This is a genomic window from Enterobacter cloacae complex sp. XAL002, assembly GCF_049236805.1.
Taxonomy (GTDB): domain Bacteria; phylum Pseudomonadota; class Gammaproteobacteria; order Enterobacterales; family Enterobacteriaceae; genus Enterobacter; species Enterobacter intestinihominis.
In genome coordinates, this window is sequence record NZ_JBMKJN010000010.1 from 159,102 (window position 1) to 173,208 (window position 14,107).

The 14,107-nt window shown below is 56.8% G+C and carries 14 protein-coding genes; 8 read left to right on the top strand and 6 right to left on the bottom strand.

Features of this window, described 5'->3' with window-relative positions; translation table 11 throughout:
• From galT to modE, 4 genes are all read right to left on the bottom strand, one after another.
• The gene (galT, locus tag ACOT0L_RS12180) at positions 1 to 1,047 is read right to left on the bottom strand and encodes a galactose-1-phosphate uridylyltransferase (protein WP_022647481.1); all 1,047 of its coding nucleotides are present in this window, start codon (positions 1,045 to 1,047) and stop codon (positions 1 to 3) included.
• A gap of 9 nt (positions 1,048 to 1,056) precedes the next feature.
• Positions 1,057 to 2,073 (bottom strand): UDP-glucose 4-epimerase GalE, encoded by a 1,017-nt coding sequence (gene galE / locus ACOT0L_RS12185; RefSeq protein ID WP_022647482.1) that lies wholly within the window; start codon positions 2,071 to 2,073, stop codon positions 1,057 to 1,059.
• 201 nt (positions 2,074 to 2,274) lie between these two features.
• The gene (modF, locus tag ACOT0L_RS12190; RefSeq protein WP_126503754.1) at positions 2,275 to 3,747 is read right to left on the bottom strand and encodes a molybdate ABC transporter ATP-binding protein ModF; all 1,473 of its coding nucleotides are present in this window, start codon (positions 3,745 to 3,747) and stop codon (positions 2,275 to 2,277) included.
• A 67-nt stretch (positions 3,748 to 3,814) separates the two neighbouring features.
• Entirely contained in the window at positions 3,815 to 4,603 is a 789-nt protein-coding gene (gene modE, locus ACOT0L_RS12195) for a molybdenum-dependent transcriptional regulator (protein WP_045309133.1), read from the bottom strand.
• A 127-nt stretch (positions 4,604 to 4,730) separates the two neighbouring features.
• Here modE and ACOT0L_RS12200 point away from each other — a divergent pair, with 127 nt between their 5' ends.
• The 4 genes from ACOT0L_RS12200 (at position 4,731) to modC (ending at position 7,585) form a co-directional block, all read left to right on the top strand.
• Positions 4,731 to 4,883 carry an AcrZ family multidrug efflux pump-associated protein gene (locus ACOT0L_RS12200; protein ID WP_003858549.1) on the top strand — a complete coding sequence of 51 codons (153 nt, stop codon included), beginning with the start codon at positions 4,731 to 4,733 and terminating at the stop codon, positions 4,881 to 4,883.
• Between the two features lie 178 nt (positions 4,884 to 5,061).
• Positions 5,062 to 5,838, top strand: coding sequence for a molybdate ABC transporter substrate-binding protein (modA, locus tag ACOT0L_RS12205; RefSeq protein WP_023299624.1), 777 nt, complete (start codon positions 5,062 to 5,064; stop codon positions 5,836 to 5,838).
• On the top strand, positions 5,835 to 6,527 hold the full coding sequence (gene modB, locus ACOT0L_RS12210; protein WP_006809548.1) for a molybdate ABC transporter permease subunit: 693 nt from the start codon (positions 5,835 to 5,837) through the stop codon (positions 6,525 to 6,527). The genes modA and modB overlap by 4 nt, the downstream gene beginning before the upstream one ends.
• A complete protein-coding gene (gene modC, locus ACOT0L_RS12215; RefSeq protein WP_063163811.1) occupies positions 6,527 to 7,585 on the top strand; it encodes a molybdenum ABC transporter ATP-binding protein ModC in 1,059 nt (352 codons plus the stop codon). The genes modB and modC overlap by 1 nt, the downstream gene beginning before the upstream one ends.
• On the opposite strand, the gene ACOT0L_RS12220 is transcribed toward modC, so the two are convergent.
• The gene (locus ACOT0L_RS12220; protein WP_126503752.1) at positions 7,586 to 8,404 is read right to left on the bottom strand and encodes a pyridoxal phosphatase; all 819 of its coding nucleotides are present in this window, start codon (positions 8,402 to 8,404) and stop codon (positions 7,586 to 7,588) included.
• Between the two features lie 119 nt (positions 8,405 to 8,523).
• Between ACOT0L_RS12220 and pgl the strand changes: the two genes are divergently transcribed.
• Positions 8,524 to 9,519, top strand: a complete 996-nt coding sequence (gene pgl, locus ACOT0L_RS12225) for a 6-phosphogluconolactonase (RefSeq protein ID WP_022647487.1) — start codon at positions 8,524 to 8,526, stop codon at positions 9,517 to 9,519.
• Positions 9,520 to 9,622: 103 nt separating this feature from the next.
• Here pgl and ACOT0L_RS12230 read toward each other — a convergent pair whose 3' ends face one another.
• Complete coding sequence (locus ACOT0L_RS12230; RefSeq protein ID WP_017384948.1) at positions 9,623 to 10,906, bottom strand: putative acyl-CoA thioester hydrolase; 1,284 nt, start codon at positions 10,904 to 10,906, stop codon at positions 9,623 to 9,625.
• Positions 10,907 to 11,129: 223 nt separating this feature from the next.
• On the opposite strand from ACOT0L_RS12230, the gene hutI reads away from it, so the two are divergent.
• From hutI to ACOT0L_RS12245, 3 genes are read left to right on the top strand one after another with little or no spacing between them, the layout of a single operon-like run.
• Positions 11,130 to 12,353: an imidazolonepropionase gene (hutI, locus tag ACOT0L_RS12235; RefSeq protein ID WP_022647489.1), complete on the top strand. Its 1,224-nt coding sequence runs from the start codon at positions 11,130 to 11,132 to the stop codon at positions 12,351 to 12,353.
• Positions 12,350 to 13,288, top strand: a complete 939-nt coding sequence (hutG, locus tag ACOT0L_RS12240; protein ID WP_126503750.1) for a formimidoylglutamase — start codon at positions 12,350 to 12,352, stop codon at positions 13,286 to 13,288. The genes hutI and hutG overlap by 4 nt, the downstream gene beginning before the upstream one ends.
• Before the next feature lie 19 nt (positions 13,289 to 13,307).
• On the top strand, positions 13,308 to 14,042 hold the full coding sequence (locus ACOT0L_RS12245) for a histidine utilization repressor (protein WP_045309127.1): 735 nt from the start codon (positions 13,308 to 13,310) through the stop codon (positions 14,040 to 14,042).
• The last annotated feature ends 65 nt before the right edge of the window (positions 14,043 to 14,107 follow it).

Below are 14,107 nucleotides of genomic sequence, written 5' to 3' on the forward strand. Positions count from 1 at the left end.
TTAAACTCCTGATTCGCGGTAATGGACGTCGCTAACGGCACGCAGGCGTTCTGCCGCCTGTTCCGCCGTCAGGTCGCGCTGGGTTTCCGCCAGCATTTCATAGCCCACCATGAATTTACGTACCGTCGCAGAACGCAGCAGCGGCGGATAGAAGTGTGCATGTAACTGCCAGTGTTGATTCTCTTCGCCGTTAAACGGCGCACCGTGCCAGCCCATGGAGTAGGGGAAGGAACACTGGAACAGGTTGTCGTAGCGGCTGGTCAGTTTTTTCAGCGCCAGGGCAAGGTCGTCTCGCTGGGCGTCGCTGAGGTCCGTAATACGCTGAACATGGGCCTTTGGCAGCAGCAGCGTTTCAAACGGCCACGCCGCCCAGTAAGGGACTACCGCAAGCCAGTGCTCGGTTTCCACCACAGTGCGGCTGCCGTCCGCCAGTTCACGCTGGGTGTAATCCACCAGCATCGGCGAACCGTTCTGGGCGAAATAGGCTTTTTGCAGCCGGTCTTCACGTTCGGCTTCGTTCGGCAGGAAGCTGTTCGCCCAGATCTGGCCGTGCGGATGCGGGTTAGAGCAGCCCATCGCCGCGCCTTTATTTTCAAATACCTGCACCCACGGATAGGTCTGGCCCAGCTCCGCCGTTTGCGCCTGCCAGGTGCTGACCACCTCTTTCAGCGCCTCAACGCTCAGCTCCGGCAGCGTTTTGCTGTGATCGGGAGAGAAGCAGATCACGCGGCTGGTGCCGCGGGCGCTTTCACAGCGCATCAGCGGGTCGTGGTTTTCCGGCGCGTCCGGCGTGTCGGTCATCAGCGCCGCAAAATCGTTAGTGAAAACGAAGGTGCCTTTGTAGTTCGGGTTTGTATCGCCCGTCACGCGCGTGTTGCCCGGACAGAGGAAGCAGTCCGGATCGTGCTGCGGCAGCGACTGTTTGGCAGGCGTCTCTTGCGCCCCCTGCCAGGGGCGCTTGGCGCGATGCGGTGAAACTAAAATCCATTGCCCGCTGAGCGGGTTAAAACGACGATGCGGGTGATCAACGGGATTGAATTGTGTCATGACAAATCCTTAATCCGGATAACCCTGCGGATGGCGTGACTGCCAGTGCCAGGTATCCTGTGCCATTTCATCAAGCGTGCGGGTAACACGCCAGTTAAGCTCTTTATCCGCTTTGGTGGCATCGGCCCAGTAAGCCGGGAGGTCGCCATCACGACGCGGCGCGAAGTGATACTTCACTGGCTTGCCGCAGGCTTTACTGAAGGCATTCACCACATCCAGCACGCTGCTGCCGACGCCGGCGCCGAGGTTGTAAATATGCACGCCCGGTTTATCCGCCAGCTGCTGCATCGCCGCCACGTGGCCGTCGGCCAGATCCATCACGTGAATGTAATCGCGCACGCCGGTGCCGTCTTCGGTGGGATAATCGTTACCAAAAATCGCCAGGGAGTCGCGACGCCCTACGGCAACCTGCGCGATATACGGCATCAGGTTATTTGGAATGCCCTGCGGATCTTCACCCATGTCGCCTGACGGATGCGCGCCAACCGGGTTGAAGTAGCGCAGCAGCGCGATGCTCCACTCAGGCTGGGCTTTTTGCAGGTCGGTCAGGATCTGCTCTACCATCAGCTTGCTTTTGCCATACGGGCTTTGTGGCGTTCCGGTCGGGAAGCTTTCAACGTAAGGAATTTTTGGCTGATCGCCGTAGACGGTCGCGGAAGAGCTGAAGATAAAGTTTTTAACGTTCGCCGCACGCATGGCGGAGATCAGACGCAGGGTACCGTTGACGTTGTTGTCGTAGTACTCAAGCGGTTTTGCTACCGATTCGCCCACCGCTTTCAGGCCCGCGAAGTGGATAACGGTTTCAATCGCGTGATCGTGAAGGATTTCAGTCATCAATGCTTCATTGCGGATATCGCCTTCCACGAAAGTCGGCTGTTTACCCGCAAGGCGTTCAATGACCGGCAGCACGCTGCGCTTACTGTTGCACAGGTTATCAAGAATGACGACATCGTGGCCGCTTTGCAGAAGTTGTACGCAGGTATGACTTCCTATGTAACCGCTACCACCTGTTACCAGAACTCGCATATTTCGCTCCATTAGGCTTATGGTATGAATTAACCATAGCATATCAGAGACGCGAAAAGTGTGACATGGGATAAAATAGTGGTATCGTTTACACTGGTTTTCACAGGCGCTTTTTCACAGACTGAGTGCATTGTAGATCAAAGAGATAGAGATGTATTGTTGCAGGTTGTCTGAAAAGCGGAGGGCAGCGCCCTCCACGCGTTAATCGATTTTGCTCAGCAGGTAGCGGTAATGCTCGCCGTCAGACACAAATTCCAGCCGATGGGTGATGCAGGATGGGGCATCCTCAGCATGGTGGGAGACAAACAGCAACTGGGTTTCACCTTCGCTAATCAGGACATCCACAAAGCGGCGGATCAGCTGACGGTTGAGGGGATCCAGCCCCTGCAACGGTTCATCAAGAATCAACAGCGTAGGATGCTTAACCAGCGCGCGGACGATCAATGCCAGCCGCTGCTGCCCCCACGACAGGCTGTGGAATGGCGCATCGGCTACCCGGTTGTCCATACCCAGAATATCCAGCCACTGCTGCGCCAGCTTGTGCTGCTTGTCAGATACCGCCTGATAAATACCAATGGAATCGAAGAAGCCAGAGAGGATCACGTTTCGCACCGTAGTGCTCACCCGGTAGTCCAGATGCAGGCTGCTGCTGACATAACCGATATGCTTTTTGATATCCCAGATGGTTTCCCCGCTGCCGCGGCGGCGGCCGAAGAGGGTCAAATCGTTGCTGTAACCCTGCGGGTGATCGCCAGTGATCAGGCTTAGCAGCGTGGATTTACCCGCCCCGTTGGGGCCGACGATCTGCCAGTGCTCACCAGGATTAACCGTCCAGCTGAGATGATTAAGAATAGGGCGATCGTCGTAAGCAACCACCCCATCGCGCAGCACAATGCGCGGCTGGTCAGGATCCAGCCCGTGGCGTGCAAAAGGGGCATCCGGCTCCGGCAGCGCAATACCGTCCAGTTTCTCGCTGTGGGCCAGCTGTGCAATTAGCGCCTGCCGGAGCAGTACGGCTTTCTCGCCGGTTTCGGTCAGGCTACAGTCCGCCAGCACGCCCGCGTAATGTACGAAATCCGGGATCTCATCAAAGCGGTTAAGGACCAGCACAAGGGTGTATCCCTGCTGGTTAAGCGACGCCAGCAACGCTGCCAGCTGCGCGCGGGACTGCACATCCAGTCCGTCAAACGGTTCATCCAGAATCAGGAGTTCCGGCTCGCTCATCAGCGCCTGGCACAGCAGCGTTTTGCGCGTCTCGCCGGTAGAGAGATATTTAAAGCGGCGGTTAAGCAGGGCGGTAATGCCAAATTGCTCCGCCAGCTGCTGACAGCGGGCAGGATCTTTTATCTCATCCTGGATAATGTCCGCCGTCGTGCGGCCGGTATCTTCTTCGCCGGGGCTGAGCAAATCGGTATTGTTACGCTGCCACTCATCGCTGACCAGCTTTTGCAGCTGTTCAAAGGAAAGGCGCGTCAGCCGGGTAAAGGTGCACTGACGCTCACCCTTCAGCTGGGTTAATTCGCCTGCCAGAGCGCGGGCCAGCGCGGATTTTCCGCTGCCATTCGTGCCCACAAACGCCCAGCTTTCTCCGGCGCGAAGGGTTAACTCTGGCAGCGATAAGGTACGGGTATCGCTAAGACGAAACGTGCCTTGCGAAATATGCAATGATGACATGTGTTATCCCATTTTTTGCAGCAACAGATGTCAGGGATACTCAGTGTTGGTGGGGTTGTCAATGCGCTTAGCACAATGTGGCGATAATTACCCGGTCTGCATTGAAATATGCGGTCACCACAGCACCTTCATCTAATTCGGTCGCGTCGTTCACCGGAACGGTGGCGCAGAGCGACTGTCCATCCGGCAGGGTCATCAGCACTTCACACTGTTCTGCGCCGCGCTCGATGTGGCTGATACGCCCGCGTAGCTGGTTGTCGGCCTCGGAGGCCTGCTCAGGGTTAAGCGTGATGCTGATCCAGGGCGCTTTGAGTAATACCAGCACCTCCTGACCTTCGTTCAGCCCAAGGCGTTGACCACTTTGCGCGGTGATGGCGGCTTTCAGGCGCGTTGTGCCGTCCGCGAGCAGGATCTCAATATGCTCCTGCACCTGCGAATGATCGCGCCCCGTCACCGTACCAAACCACTGGTTGCGGGCGCTGGTCTGCAAAGAGAAACGGGAGATGGCGCCCAGCAGGCTGTCCAGCGGCAGGTTGTCGTCATCGCTCAGCACATCAAATGCTTTTTGCTGGATCTGCGCCAGTAAGTCATAGAGCTGGATCAGGCGTTGCCCGTAACGCGTCAACACGGCACCGCCGCCGCCTTTTCCGCCGGTGGCGCGCTCTACCAGCGTTTGTTCGCTCAGGGTGTTCATGTCGTTAATCGCATCCCAGGCGCTTTTATAGCTGATGCCGGCGTTTTTGGCTCCCTGGCTAATCGAGCCAGTTTGTTCTATTTGTTTTAACAGGGCGATGCGTCGCGGATCGGCGAAAAGCTTCTGCTGAAGTCGTAGGGTGAGGAGAATTTCGGCCTGCATAACAATGTCCCGGCAAAAAGGTTATTGTGACCCAAATGTCCGGGGGCGGAAAGCGCACCGCACAAAAGGGGATGTTTTTCTTACTTTTCAGGGTAGAATAAGCCGTTCACAAGATCTGGAGAAAACCATGTTAGAGTTGTTGAAAAGTCTGGTATTCGCGGTAATCATGGTGCCAGTAGTGATGGCTATCATCCTCGGTGCCATCTACGGCCTGGGTGAAGTGTTCAACGTCTTTTCGAATATTGGTCATCGTCGTGACCAGCCTAAAAAGCAGCAATGATTTCCTCCAAAACGCCCGGCCAGCCCGGGCGTTTTGCTCTCAAGTTTATTCCTCTCCCGCCGATATCTTTTACAACGTTCCTTGAGTTTACGCATTAATGGGTACGATTTAGCGCTAGGAACACCTGCGATATGTCGTTATATTTATTTGTATATAACGATACGCACAGGAGCTTCAAATGGCACGTTCATGGGTACGCCTTTTCGCAGGAGCAACGCTGACTCTCTCACTCACCGGCCACGCGCTGGCGGATGAAGGAAAAATCACGGTCTTTGCGGCGGCGTCGCTGACTAACGCGATGCAGGATATTGCTGCGGTATACAAAAAAGAGAAAAACGTCGAGGTCGTTTCGTCGTTTGCCTCCTCGTCGACGCTGGCCCGCCAGATCGAAGCGGGGGCTCCGGCTGATCTGTTCATCTCTGCCGATCAGAAATGGATGGACTACGCGGTGGAGAAAAAATCTGTTGATACGGCTAGCCGCGAAACCCTGCTGGGAAATAGCCTGGTGGTGGTCGCGCCCGCAAACAGCAAGCAGGGCGACATCGCCATCAACAAACAGACGGACTGGACCCGTCTGCTCAACGGTGGCCGTCTGGCGGTGGGCGATCCGGAGCATGTTCCTGCCGGGATTTATGCGAAAGAAGCGCTGCAAAAACTGGGCGCATGGGAGACCTTATCACCGAAGCTGGCTCCCGCAGAAGATGTGCGCGGCGCGCTGGCGCTGGTGGAGCGTAACGAAGCGCCACTCGGGATCGTTTACGGCTCCGACGCCGTCGCCAGTAAAGGTGTGAAGGTGGTCGGTACCTTCCCGGAAGACTCGCATAAGAAAGTAGAATATCCTGTTGCGATAGTTGATGGACATAAAAATGCGACCGTGACGGCCTTCGTTGACTACCTGAAGGGGCCTGAAGCGTCCGCTATCTTTAAACGTTACGGATTTACGACTCACGAATGATATTGACCGAACCTGAATGGCAGGCCGTGCTGCTGAGCCTGAAAGTCTCTTCCCTGGCGGTTGCGCTGAGTTTGCCCTTTGGGGTGTTCTTTGCCTGGTTACTGGTTCGCGTGAAGTTTCCAGGCAAAGCCCTGCTCGACAGTGTTCTCCATCTTCCGCTCGTGTTACCGCCTGTGGTGGTCGGCTATCTGCTGCTGATCTCCATGGGGCGACGCGGTTTTATCGGCGAATGGCTGTACGACTGGTTCGGCCTGACCTTTGCTTTCAGCTGGCGCGGCGCGGTTCTGGCCGCGGCAGTAATGTCCTTCCCGCTAATGGTGCGCGCTATCCGCCTGGCGCTGGAAGGGGTGGATATCCGGCTAGAGCAGGCCGCCCGCACGTTGGGTGCAGGCCGCTGGCGGGTATTCCTGACCATTACGCTTCCGCTCACCTTACCGGGCATTATCGTCGGTACGGTGTTAGCCTTCGCCCGCTCACTGGGTGAGTTCGGCGCGACCATCACCTTTGTGTCCAACATTCCCGGCGAGACGCGGACCATCCCGTCGGCCATGTATACCCTGATTCAAACCCCGGGTGGCGAAGGTGCGGCGGCCCGGCTGTGTATTATTTCGATTGTACTCGCCCTGGTCTCGCTGCTGGTGTCTGAATGGCTGGCGCGCCTTAGCCGTGAACGGATGGGGAAACCGTGATGCTGGAACTCAACTTTACGCAAACCCTGGGCAGCCACACTCTGACGCTTAACGAAACGCTGCCTGCCAGCGGTATCACCGCCATTTTTGGCGTTTCCGGGGCAGGGAAAACGTCGCTGATTAATGCGATTAGCGGCCTGACGCGTCCCCAGTCTGGCAGAATTGTGTTAAATAACCGCGTCTTAAACGACGCGGAGAAGAAGGTCTGCCTGTCACCGGATAAGCGCCGCATCGGCTATGTGTTTCAGGATGCGCGCCTGTTTCCGCACTACAGCGTGCGCGGAAATCTGCGCTATGGCATGTCAAAAAGCATGGCCGGACAGTTCGATAAGCTGGTGGCGCTGCTGGGCATCGAACCGCTGCTCGATCGTCTCCCGTCTTCGCTGTCGGGTGGTGAAAAACAGCGCGTGGCAATTGGCCGCGCCCTGTTAACCGCGCCGGAATTGTTGCTGCTGGATGAGCCGCTGGCCTCGCTGGATATTCCGCGCAAGCGCGAGTTGCTGCCGTATCTGCAACGTCTGGCGCGGGAAATCAACGTGCCCATGCTGTACGTCAGCCATTCGCTGGATGAGATCTTACATCTGGCCGACAAAGTGCTGGTGCTGGAGGCGGGCAGGGTGAAGGCATTCGGCAATCTGGAAGAGGTATGGGGCAGCAGCGTTATGCATCCGTGGCTGCCAAAGGAGCAGCAGAGCAGCATTCTGAAGGTGAGCGTGCTGGAGCACCATCCACATTATGCGATGACCGCGCTGGCGCTGGGTGACCAGCATTTGTGGGTGAATAAAATCGATACGCCGATTCAGTCCACGTTACGGATCCGCATTCAGGCGTCGGATGTCTCCCTGGTGCTGCAACCGCCGCTGCAAACCAGTATCCGCAATATTTTGCGCGCAAAAGTGGCGCAGTGTTTTGATGATAACGGCCAGGTAGAAGTGCAACTGGAAGTGGGCAACAGAACGCTGTGGGCGCGCATCAGCCCGTGGGCCAGGGATGAGCTGGGCATCAAGCCTGGCCTGTGGCTTTACGCGCAAATCAAGAGCGTCTCTATCACCGCCTGATTACAGCAGGTGGGTATAAATATACTGCGCGATGCTGTCGGTGGTGTTATCGCCAATCACCACGTTAGCACGCGCTTTCACCGCATCATCGGCGTTGCCCATCGCCACGCCCGTTCCGGCCGCTTCCAGCATGCTGATGTCGTTATAGTTATCGCCGAAGGCAATCACGTCCTGCATTGACCAGCCCTGTGGCTCAACGAACTGGGTCAAACGCTTTCCTTTGCTGTTGCCTTTACGGGCGATATCCACCTGATCGTGCCAGGACCATTCACATTCCAGACCCAGCGTATGCTCGACATGTTTTGCGAAGGTGTTCAGTTTGGCGGTGTCTTCATCGGTCAGGGCAAATTTCCAGATTGCCTGGACGTCTTCCGCCGCCTGGCGCAGGGAGGAAACCTGAGTGAACACCGGTCGCTGCGCTTCCGGCAAAGACAGGGCCCAGTTGCTGGTGCGGATCACATGGCCGGTAGGGCGTTCATACAGCATGGCGTTATCCACATACATCAGGCCGTGAATCGCGTGCTCATCCAGTAAATCAATCAATTGCAGCGCCTGCGGAACGGGAAGCGGATCAGAGGTTAAAACCTTTTTTGCCTGATAATCATACAAATAAGTGCCATTACAACAAATTGCAGGTGTATCTAAGCCCAGTGCCTGATAAAAAGGATGAATGGCTACGTGATGTCGACCCGTTACGATGAGAAGTTGATACCCCGCTTCCCGGGCTCGTTTGAGGGCCTCAAGAGAAGAGGGGAGCAGGGTTTTCTGAGGGGTAAGCAGTGTTCCGTCTAAATCCAGGGCAATCACTCGCGAGGTCATTTTTTCTTCCGGGTTAATGTTGAATTTAAGGTCTGTCGGGATGGTACACCGAGAGCGGAACCCTGCAAAATCCCGGACTACAATTCAGCATTCACCGTTAAAAATAATCAGGAGTATTCATGAAACAAACCGTTTATACCGCCAGTCCTGAAAGTCAGCAGATCCATGTCTGGCGTTTGAATACAGAAGGTTCGCTTACGCTGGTTCAGGTTGTTGATGTGCCAGGCCAGGTGCAGCCGATGGTCGTCAGCCCGGATAAACGTTTTCTTTATGTCGGGGTACGCCCGGAATTCCGCGTACTCGCATACCGCATCTCCCCGGATGACGGCGCGCTGACCTATACCGCAGAAGCGCCGCTGCCGGGCAGCCCGACCCATATTTCTACCGACCATAAAGGCAACTTTATCTTCAGCGGCTCCTACAATGCAGGCTGCGTGAGCGTCACCCGCCTGGAAGACGGTATTCCCGTTGAAACCGTCGACGTGGTAGAAGGGCTTGAAGGTTGCCACTCCGCCAACATTTCGCCGGATAACCGCACGCTGTGGGTGCCAGCGCTGAAGCAGGATCGCATCTGCCTGTTTACCCTGAGCGATGACGGTCATCTGGTCGCGCAGAGCCCGGCGGAAGTCACCACCGTGGAAGGCGCAGGCCCGCGCCATATGGTCTTCCACCCGAATCAGCAGTATGCCTATGTCGTTAACGAGCTGAACAGCTCGGTAGATGTCTGGGAGCTGAACGATCCTAACGGGCAGATCGAGTGCGTACAGACGCTGGACATGATGCCAGCTGATTTCTCCGACACACGCTGGGCGGCAGACATTCACATCACGCCGGATGGCCGCCACCTGTATGCCTGTGACCGTACCTCCAGTCTGATCACCATCTTCAGCGTCTCAGAAGACGGCAGCGTTCTGGCAGTTGAGGGCTTCCAGCCGACAGAAACCCAGCCGCGCGGCTTTAATGTCGATCACAGCGGCAAATACCTGATTGCGGCGGGGCAGAAATCCCACCACATCGCGCTCTATGAAATCAAAGGCGTGCAGGGTCTACTGGAAGAGAAAGGACGCTATGCGGTCGGACAAGGGCCGATGTGGGTTGTGATTAACGCTCACTGATCCGTAGACGAAAAAAAACCTCGCACATGCGAGGTTTTTTTATGCGTGGTTAATGCATGAGGTAGGCCGGGTAAGGCGTAGCCGCCACCCGGCAGCAGGCATTTTACTGCTTCGGTTCAGCAACCACTTTGCTACCCAGACCGCGGTTGTTGTATTCCCACATGCGGTTGAAATTAGCGTCGTTCAGGTTACGCTGCACGTTGTCTTTATCATCCACCGTGCCGGTGTTGCCGGAGAAAGGACGTTTCGAGATCGCCGCATCCGCCCACGGTTTCGCCATGTTAAAGCCTTCGTTAATCACGCTGTCGCGGATCACGACCTGGCCGTTAGTGGCGGAGTCCACGTCCAGAGAGCGGCCAAGCTGCGCCACGCCATCGCCAGCAGCAGTAAAGCGGCTATTCACGGCCAGGAAGCCATAGAACAGATTGGACTGCGTGGCCGGGGCAAAGACGTAACCTTCCTGCTGCGTACGTGAATTCACCACGCGGAAGTCGGTGTTATCAAATACCACCGCGCCGCGACCGGAGACCATATCCACGTCGCCTTCAATGTAGCTGTTGGTGACCAGAGTACGCGTCAGACGATTGTTCTGAAGGGTATTCTGCACGCCGCTATTGGTCACGAAGAAGGTATTCTGGCGGCCCAGGATATTGACGTTGTTAATCTGTACCTTGTCGCCATCGCTACGCAGCGCCACGGCCTGGTGATTACCGGCGTCAACGCTGTCGCCCAGGGTGTTCTGAATGGTCAGGTTCTGCAATTGCAGGCCGTTGTTCTGTGACCAGAATACTGCCGAGCACATCACGCCAATGGTGGCGGCACGTTTGCGCTGGCAGTTATCAAACATATACCACGCCGGTTTACCTGGCATGTATTTACCGGCCGGGTTCACCAGATGGCGCCAGGTGGTGCTGTCGATCTCTGAATCAATCGCCAGGCCAATTTTCACGTCGACCGCTTTTTCGCCAAGTCCGTAAAGCGTAATGCTTCCCGGTGCAGCCGGAACATAAACGGTTCCTTCGTATTCACCCGGCAGGATGGCAATGTACTGACGAGATGCGCTGTGTTTGGTGATTGCGGCATCAACAGCTGCCTGAATTGAGGTGTGCGTAACGCCCTCTGCTCCGGCCGGGCCGACAACGAAGTCTGGCTGTTTCGGCAGGTTAATAGAAGAAGGCGTCCATGGGGCTGCATTGGGATCCATCGCCGAGAAATAGTGCGCACGGGTGAAGTTCTTCGCTTCAGCCGCTGACAGGATCGGACGGGAAGCGGTGCCCGGAGCAACCTGCTCAGAAGGTTGCTGATCCGGTGGTGTTGAACTGCAAGCGGATAAAGTCACGCCAAAGGCGAGTGCCAACGCCAGACGGGAAATCCTGGAAATATTCAAGGTAATGCTCCTGGGTATGCAAGTCTTATCTGAATAGACGAAATAGCCTGCTTTTTTATACTAAGTTGAGCGAAACGGGAAGATAAAAACGGGAAAAGTTGCATTTTTGCCCGCAGGCGACGGGAAAGTCATCACAAATAAATAACATTTTCCTGCAAGGCGGTTGACAGCAGGTGACAGATGAAAATAAATGTCTATACAACTCATGACAAGCGGAAGGCACATGCAGCAGCTTCATCCCGATGATGTGATATGGCGAAATGCGCGACTGGCGACCCTGGCGACAGGTGAGCCGGAACCCTACGGCCTGAAAGAACAACATGCCCTCGTCGTGCGCGGCCAGACGATTGCGGCCGTTATTCCTGAAGCCGAGATCCCCTCCGGGCATCGTCAGTGTGTCGATCTCGACGGGCGTCTGGTTACTCCCGGCCTGATCGATTGCCACACCCATCTGGTGTTCGGCGGCGATCGCGCAGCGGAATGGGAGCAACGGCTTAACGGCGTGTCGTATCAGACCATTAGCGCGCAGGGCGGCGGTATTAACGCCACGGTCACGGCGACCCGCAACAGTTCGCCGGAAATGCTCCTGACGGTGGCACAGCAGCGGCTCCAGCGGCTGATGAATGAAGGCGTAACGACCGTTGAAATCAAATCGGGATACGGACTGAATGCCCAGGCCGAAGAGAAAATGCTGCTGGTTGCCCGCCAGCTCAGCCTGAACAATCTGGTCGATATCAGCCCGACGCTGCTGGCCGCGCACGCCGTTCCTGCCGAGTACCGACAGGATCCGGATGCCTATCTCACGCTGGTCTGTGAGCAGATCATGCCCACGCTGTGGCAAAAAGAGTTATTTGAAGCGGTGGACGTGTTTTGTGAAAACGTCGGCTTTACCCCGGTGCAAACCGAGCGCCTGTTCCGGGCCGCCGCCGCGCTCGGGATCCCGGTAAAAGGGCATGTAGAGCAACTGTCGAATCTGGGCGGCGCGGCGCTGGTCAGCCAGTATAAGGGGCTGTCGGCCGATCATATTGAGTATCTCGATGATTCAGGTATTCAGGCGATGGCGCAAAGCGGCACGGTGGCGGTATTGCTCCCCGGCGCGTTCTATTTTCTTCAGGAGCGCCAGCGTCCACCGGTGGCGCAGCTCAGAGAGCAGGGCGTGCCGATGGCGGTGGCTACCGACTACAACCCGGGCACCAGCCCGTTTGCCAGCCTGCATCTGGCAATGAACATGGCCTGCGTCCAGTTTGGCCTCACGCCGGAAGAGGCCTGGGCTGGCGTGACGCGGCATGCGGCGCAGGCGCTAGGTCGTGGCGCGACGCACGGGCAGTTAAAGCCCGGTTATGTGGCTGATTTCGTCGTCTGGGAGGCGAATCATCCGGTTGAGATGGTTTACGAGCCGGGGCGGAATCCTTTATATCAACGCGTGTTTCGGGGGCAGGTAGCATGAAATTGTGGCATCCCGTTTCCCCGCAGGTCTGGCAGGGTCGTGACGACAGCGCCGAATCCAGCACCGCGAAACGTCTCTTCCAGACCATACAGCAGCGCGAACACTTTGCACCCGTGCCGTCAGGCATCGCCCTGCTGGGCTTTGAATGTGATGAAGGGGTTAAGCGTAACCAGGGCAGGCCCGGTGCTGCACAGGCTCCCGATGTGCTGCGCGGCGCGCTGGCGAATATGGCGAGCCATCAGGGGCATGCGCGCCTCGTGGATATGGGCTCCATTTTTGTTGAAGGCAATGCGCTGGAGGCGGCACAGCAGGCGCTGAGCGAGGCCATTACCGCGTGCCAGCAATCCGGGATGCGTACTCTGGTTTTCGGCGGTGGACATGAAACCGCCTGGGCGCACGGGCGCGGCGTGCTGGATGCCTTTCCGAACGATTGCATTGCGGTGATCAACCTGGATGCGCATCTCGATTTGCGTAAGGCTGAACGGGCTACGTCCGGCACGCCGTTCCGCCAGCTGGCGCACTACTGCGCGTCGCAGTCGCGGTCGTTTCACTACGCCTGCCTGGGGGTAAGCCGTGCGGCGAATACCCAGGCGCTGTGGGAGGAAGCTGAACGGTTGAACGTGATGCTGGTTGAAGATCTCGATTTTCGCCGGGATGTGCTATCCGCGCTGGATAGCGTGCTTGCGCAGGCAGACCGGGTTTATCTCACCGTTGACCTCGATGTGCTGCCCGCCGCAGAAATGCCCGCCGTATCCGCCCCTGCGGCGTTGGGGATCCCGGCGCTGGATCTGTTCCCGGTGATTGAGCGTATCTGCCGAAGCGGTAAACTACAGGCGGCGGATCTGGTGGAATATAATCCGCACTACGACCGGGACGGTCAGGGGGCGAAGCTTGCCGCCCGACTGGCCTGGCAAATTGCTCACTGGTGGGCATAACCACATTACAGGAGTCAGCATGTTTTCACGCTCACCGCAGCAACCCTCCAGCCCACCCGCACCTTTTTATGAGAAGGTGAAAAAGGCGATCAGCGAAAAAATTGCTGCCGGCGTCTGGCGTCCGCACGACCGTATTCCCTCCGAAGCTGAACTGGTCGCGCAGTTTGGCTTTAGTCGAATGACCATTAACCGGGCGCTGCGGGAACTGACCGATGAAGGGTTGCTGGTGCGTTTGCAGGGTGTCGGAACCTTTGTCGCCGAGCCAAAAGGACAGTCGGCGCTGTTTGAAATCCGCAGCATTGCCGATGAAATTGCCGCCCGCAACCATCAGCACCACTGCGAAGTGCTGGTGCTTGAAGAGACGCAGGCCAGCGCCGAACAGGCCATTGAGCTGAACGTTAACGAGGGCACCCGGATCTTCCATTCGGTGATGGTGCATTATGAGAACGATATTCCGGTCCAGATTGAAGATCGCTGCGTCAACGCGGAGCGGATCCCGGACTACCTGAACCAGGATTACACCCAAACCACACCGCATGCGTATCTCTCGCTCGTCGCCCCGCTGACGGAAGGGGAGCATATCGTGGAGGCCGTGCGCGCCACGCCGCAGGAGTGCGAGTTGTTGCGTATTAAAGAGCACGAACCCTGCCTGCTGATCCGCCGTCGTACCTGGTCATCCTCGCAGATCGTGTCGCATGCGAAGCTGCTGTTCCCGGGGAATCGTTACCGGTTGCAGGGCCACTTTATGTCATAAGTTTTATAAGCGTGATCGCTAACGCAATATAGCAAAATTGTATCTTTTTTGTTAAATCCGACCTT

What these genes read in the sequence shown, in the direction of transcription:
- hutG (WP_126503750.1), top strand. Translation starts at nt 12,350, where the DNA reads ATGAAATTGTGGCATCCCGTTTCCCCGCAGGTCTGGCAGGGTCGTGAC.
- pgl (WP_022647487.1), top strand. Translation starts at nt 8,524, where the DNA reads ATGAAACAAACCGTTTATACCGCCAGTCCTGAAAGTCAGCAGATCCAT.
- modB (WP_006809548.1), top strand. Translation starts at nt 5,835, where the DNA reads ATGATATTGACCGAACCTGAATGGCAGGCCGTGCTGCTGAGCCTGAAA.
- ACOT0L_RS12245 (WP_045309127.1), top strand. Translation starts at nt 13,308, where the DNA reads ATGTTTTCACGCTCACCGCAGCAACCCTCCAGCCCACCCGCACCTTTT.
- ACOT0L_RS12220 (WP_126503752.1), bottom strand. Translation starts at nt 8,404, where the DNA reads ATGACCTCGCGAGTGATTGCCCTGGATTTAGACGGAACACTGCTTACC.
- galE (WP_022647482.1), bottom strand. Translation starts at nt 2,073, where the DNA reads ATGCGAGTTCTGGTAACAGGTGGTAGCGGTTACATAGGAAGTCATACC.
- modC (WP_063163811.1), top strand. Translation starts at nt 6,527, where the DNA reads ATGCTGGAACTCAACTTTACGCAAACCCTGGGCAGCCACACTCTGACG.
- modF (WP_126503754.1), bottom strand. Translation starts at nt 3,747, where the DNA reads ATGTCATCATTGCATATTTCGCAAGGCACGTTTCGTCTTAGCGATACC.
- galT (WP_022647481.1), bottom strand. Translation starts at nt 1,047, where the DNA reads ATGACACAATTCAATCCCGTTGATCACCCGCATCGTCGTTTTAACCCG.
- modA (WP_023299624.1), top strand. Translation starts at nt 5,062, where the DNA reads ATGGCACGTTCATGGGTACGCCTTTTCGCAGGAGCAACGCTGACTCTC.
- ACOT0L_RS12200 (WP_003858549.1), top strand. Translation starts at nt 4,731, where the DNA reads ATGTTAGAGTTGTTGAAAAGTCTGGTATTCGCGGTAATCATGGTGCCA.
- hutI (WP_022647489.1), top strand. Translation starts at nt 11,130, where the DNA reads ATGCAGCAGCTTCATCCCGATGATGTGATATGGCGAAATGCGCGACTG.
- modE (WP_045309133.1), bottom strand. Translation starts at nt 4,603, where the DNA reads ATGCAGGCCGAAATTCTCCTCACCCTACGACTTCAGCAGAAGCTTTTC.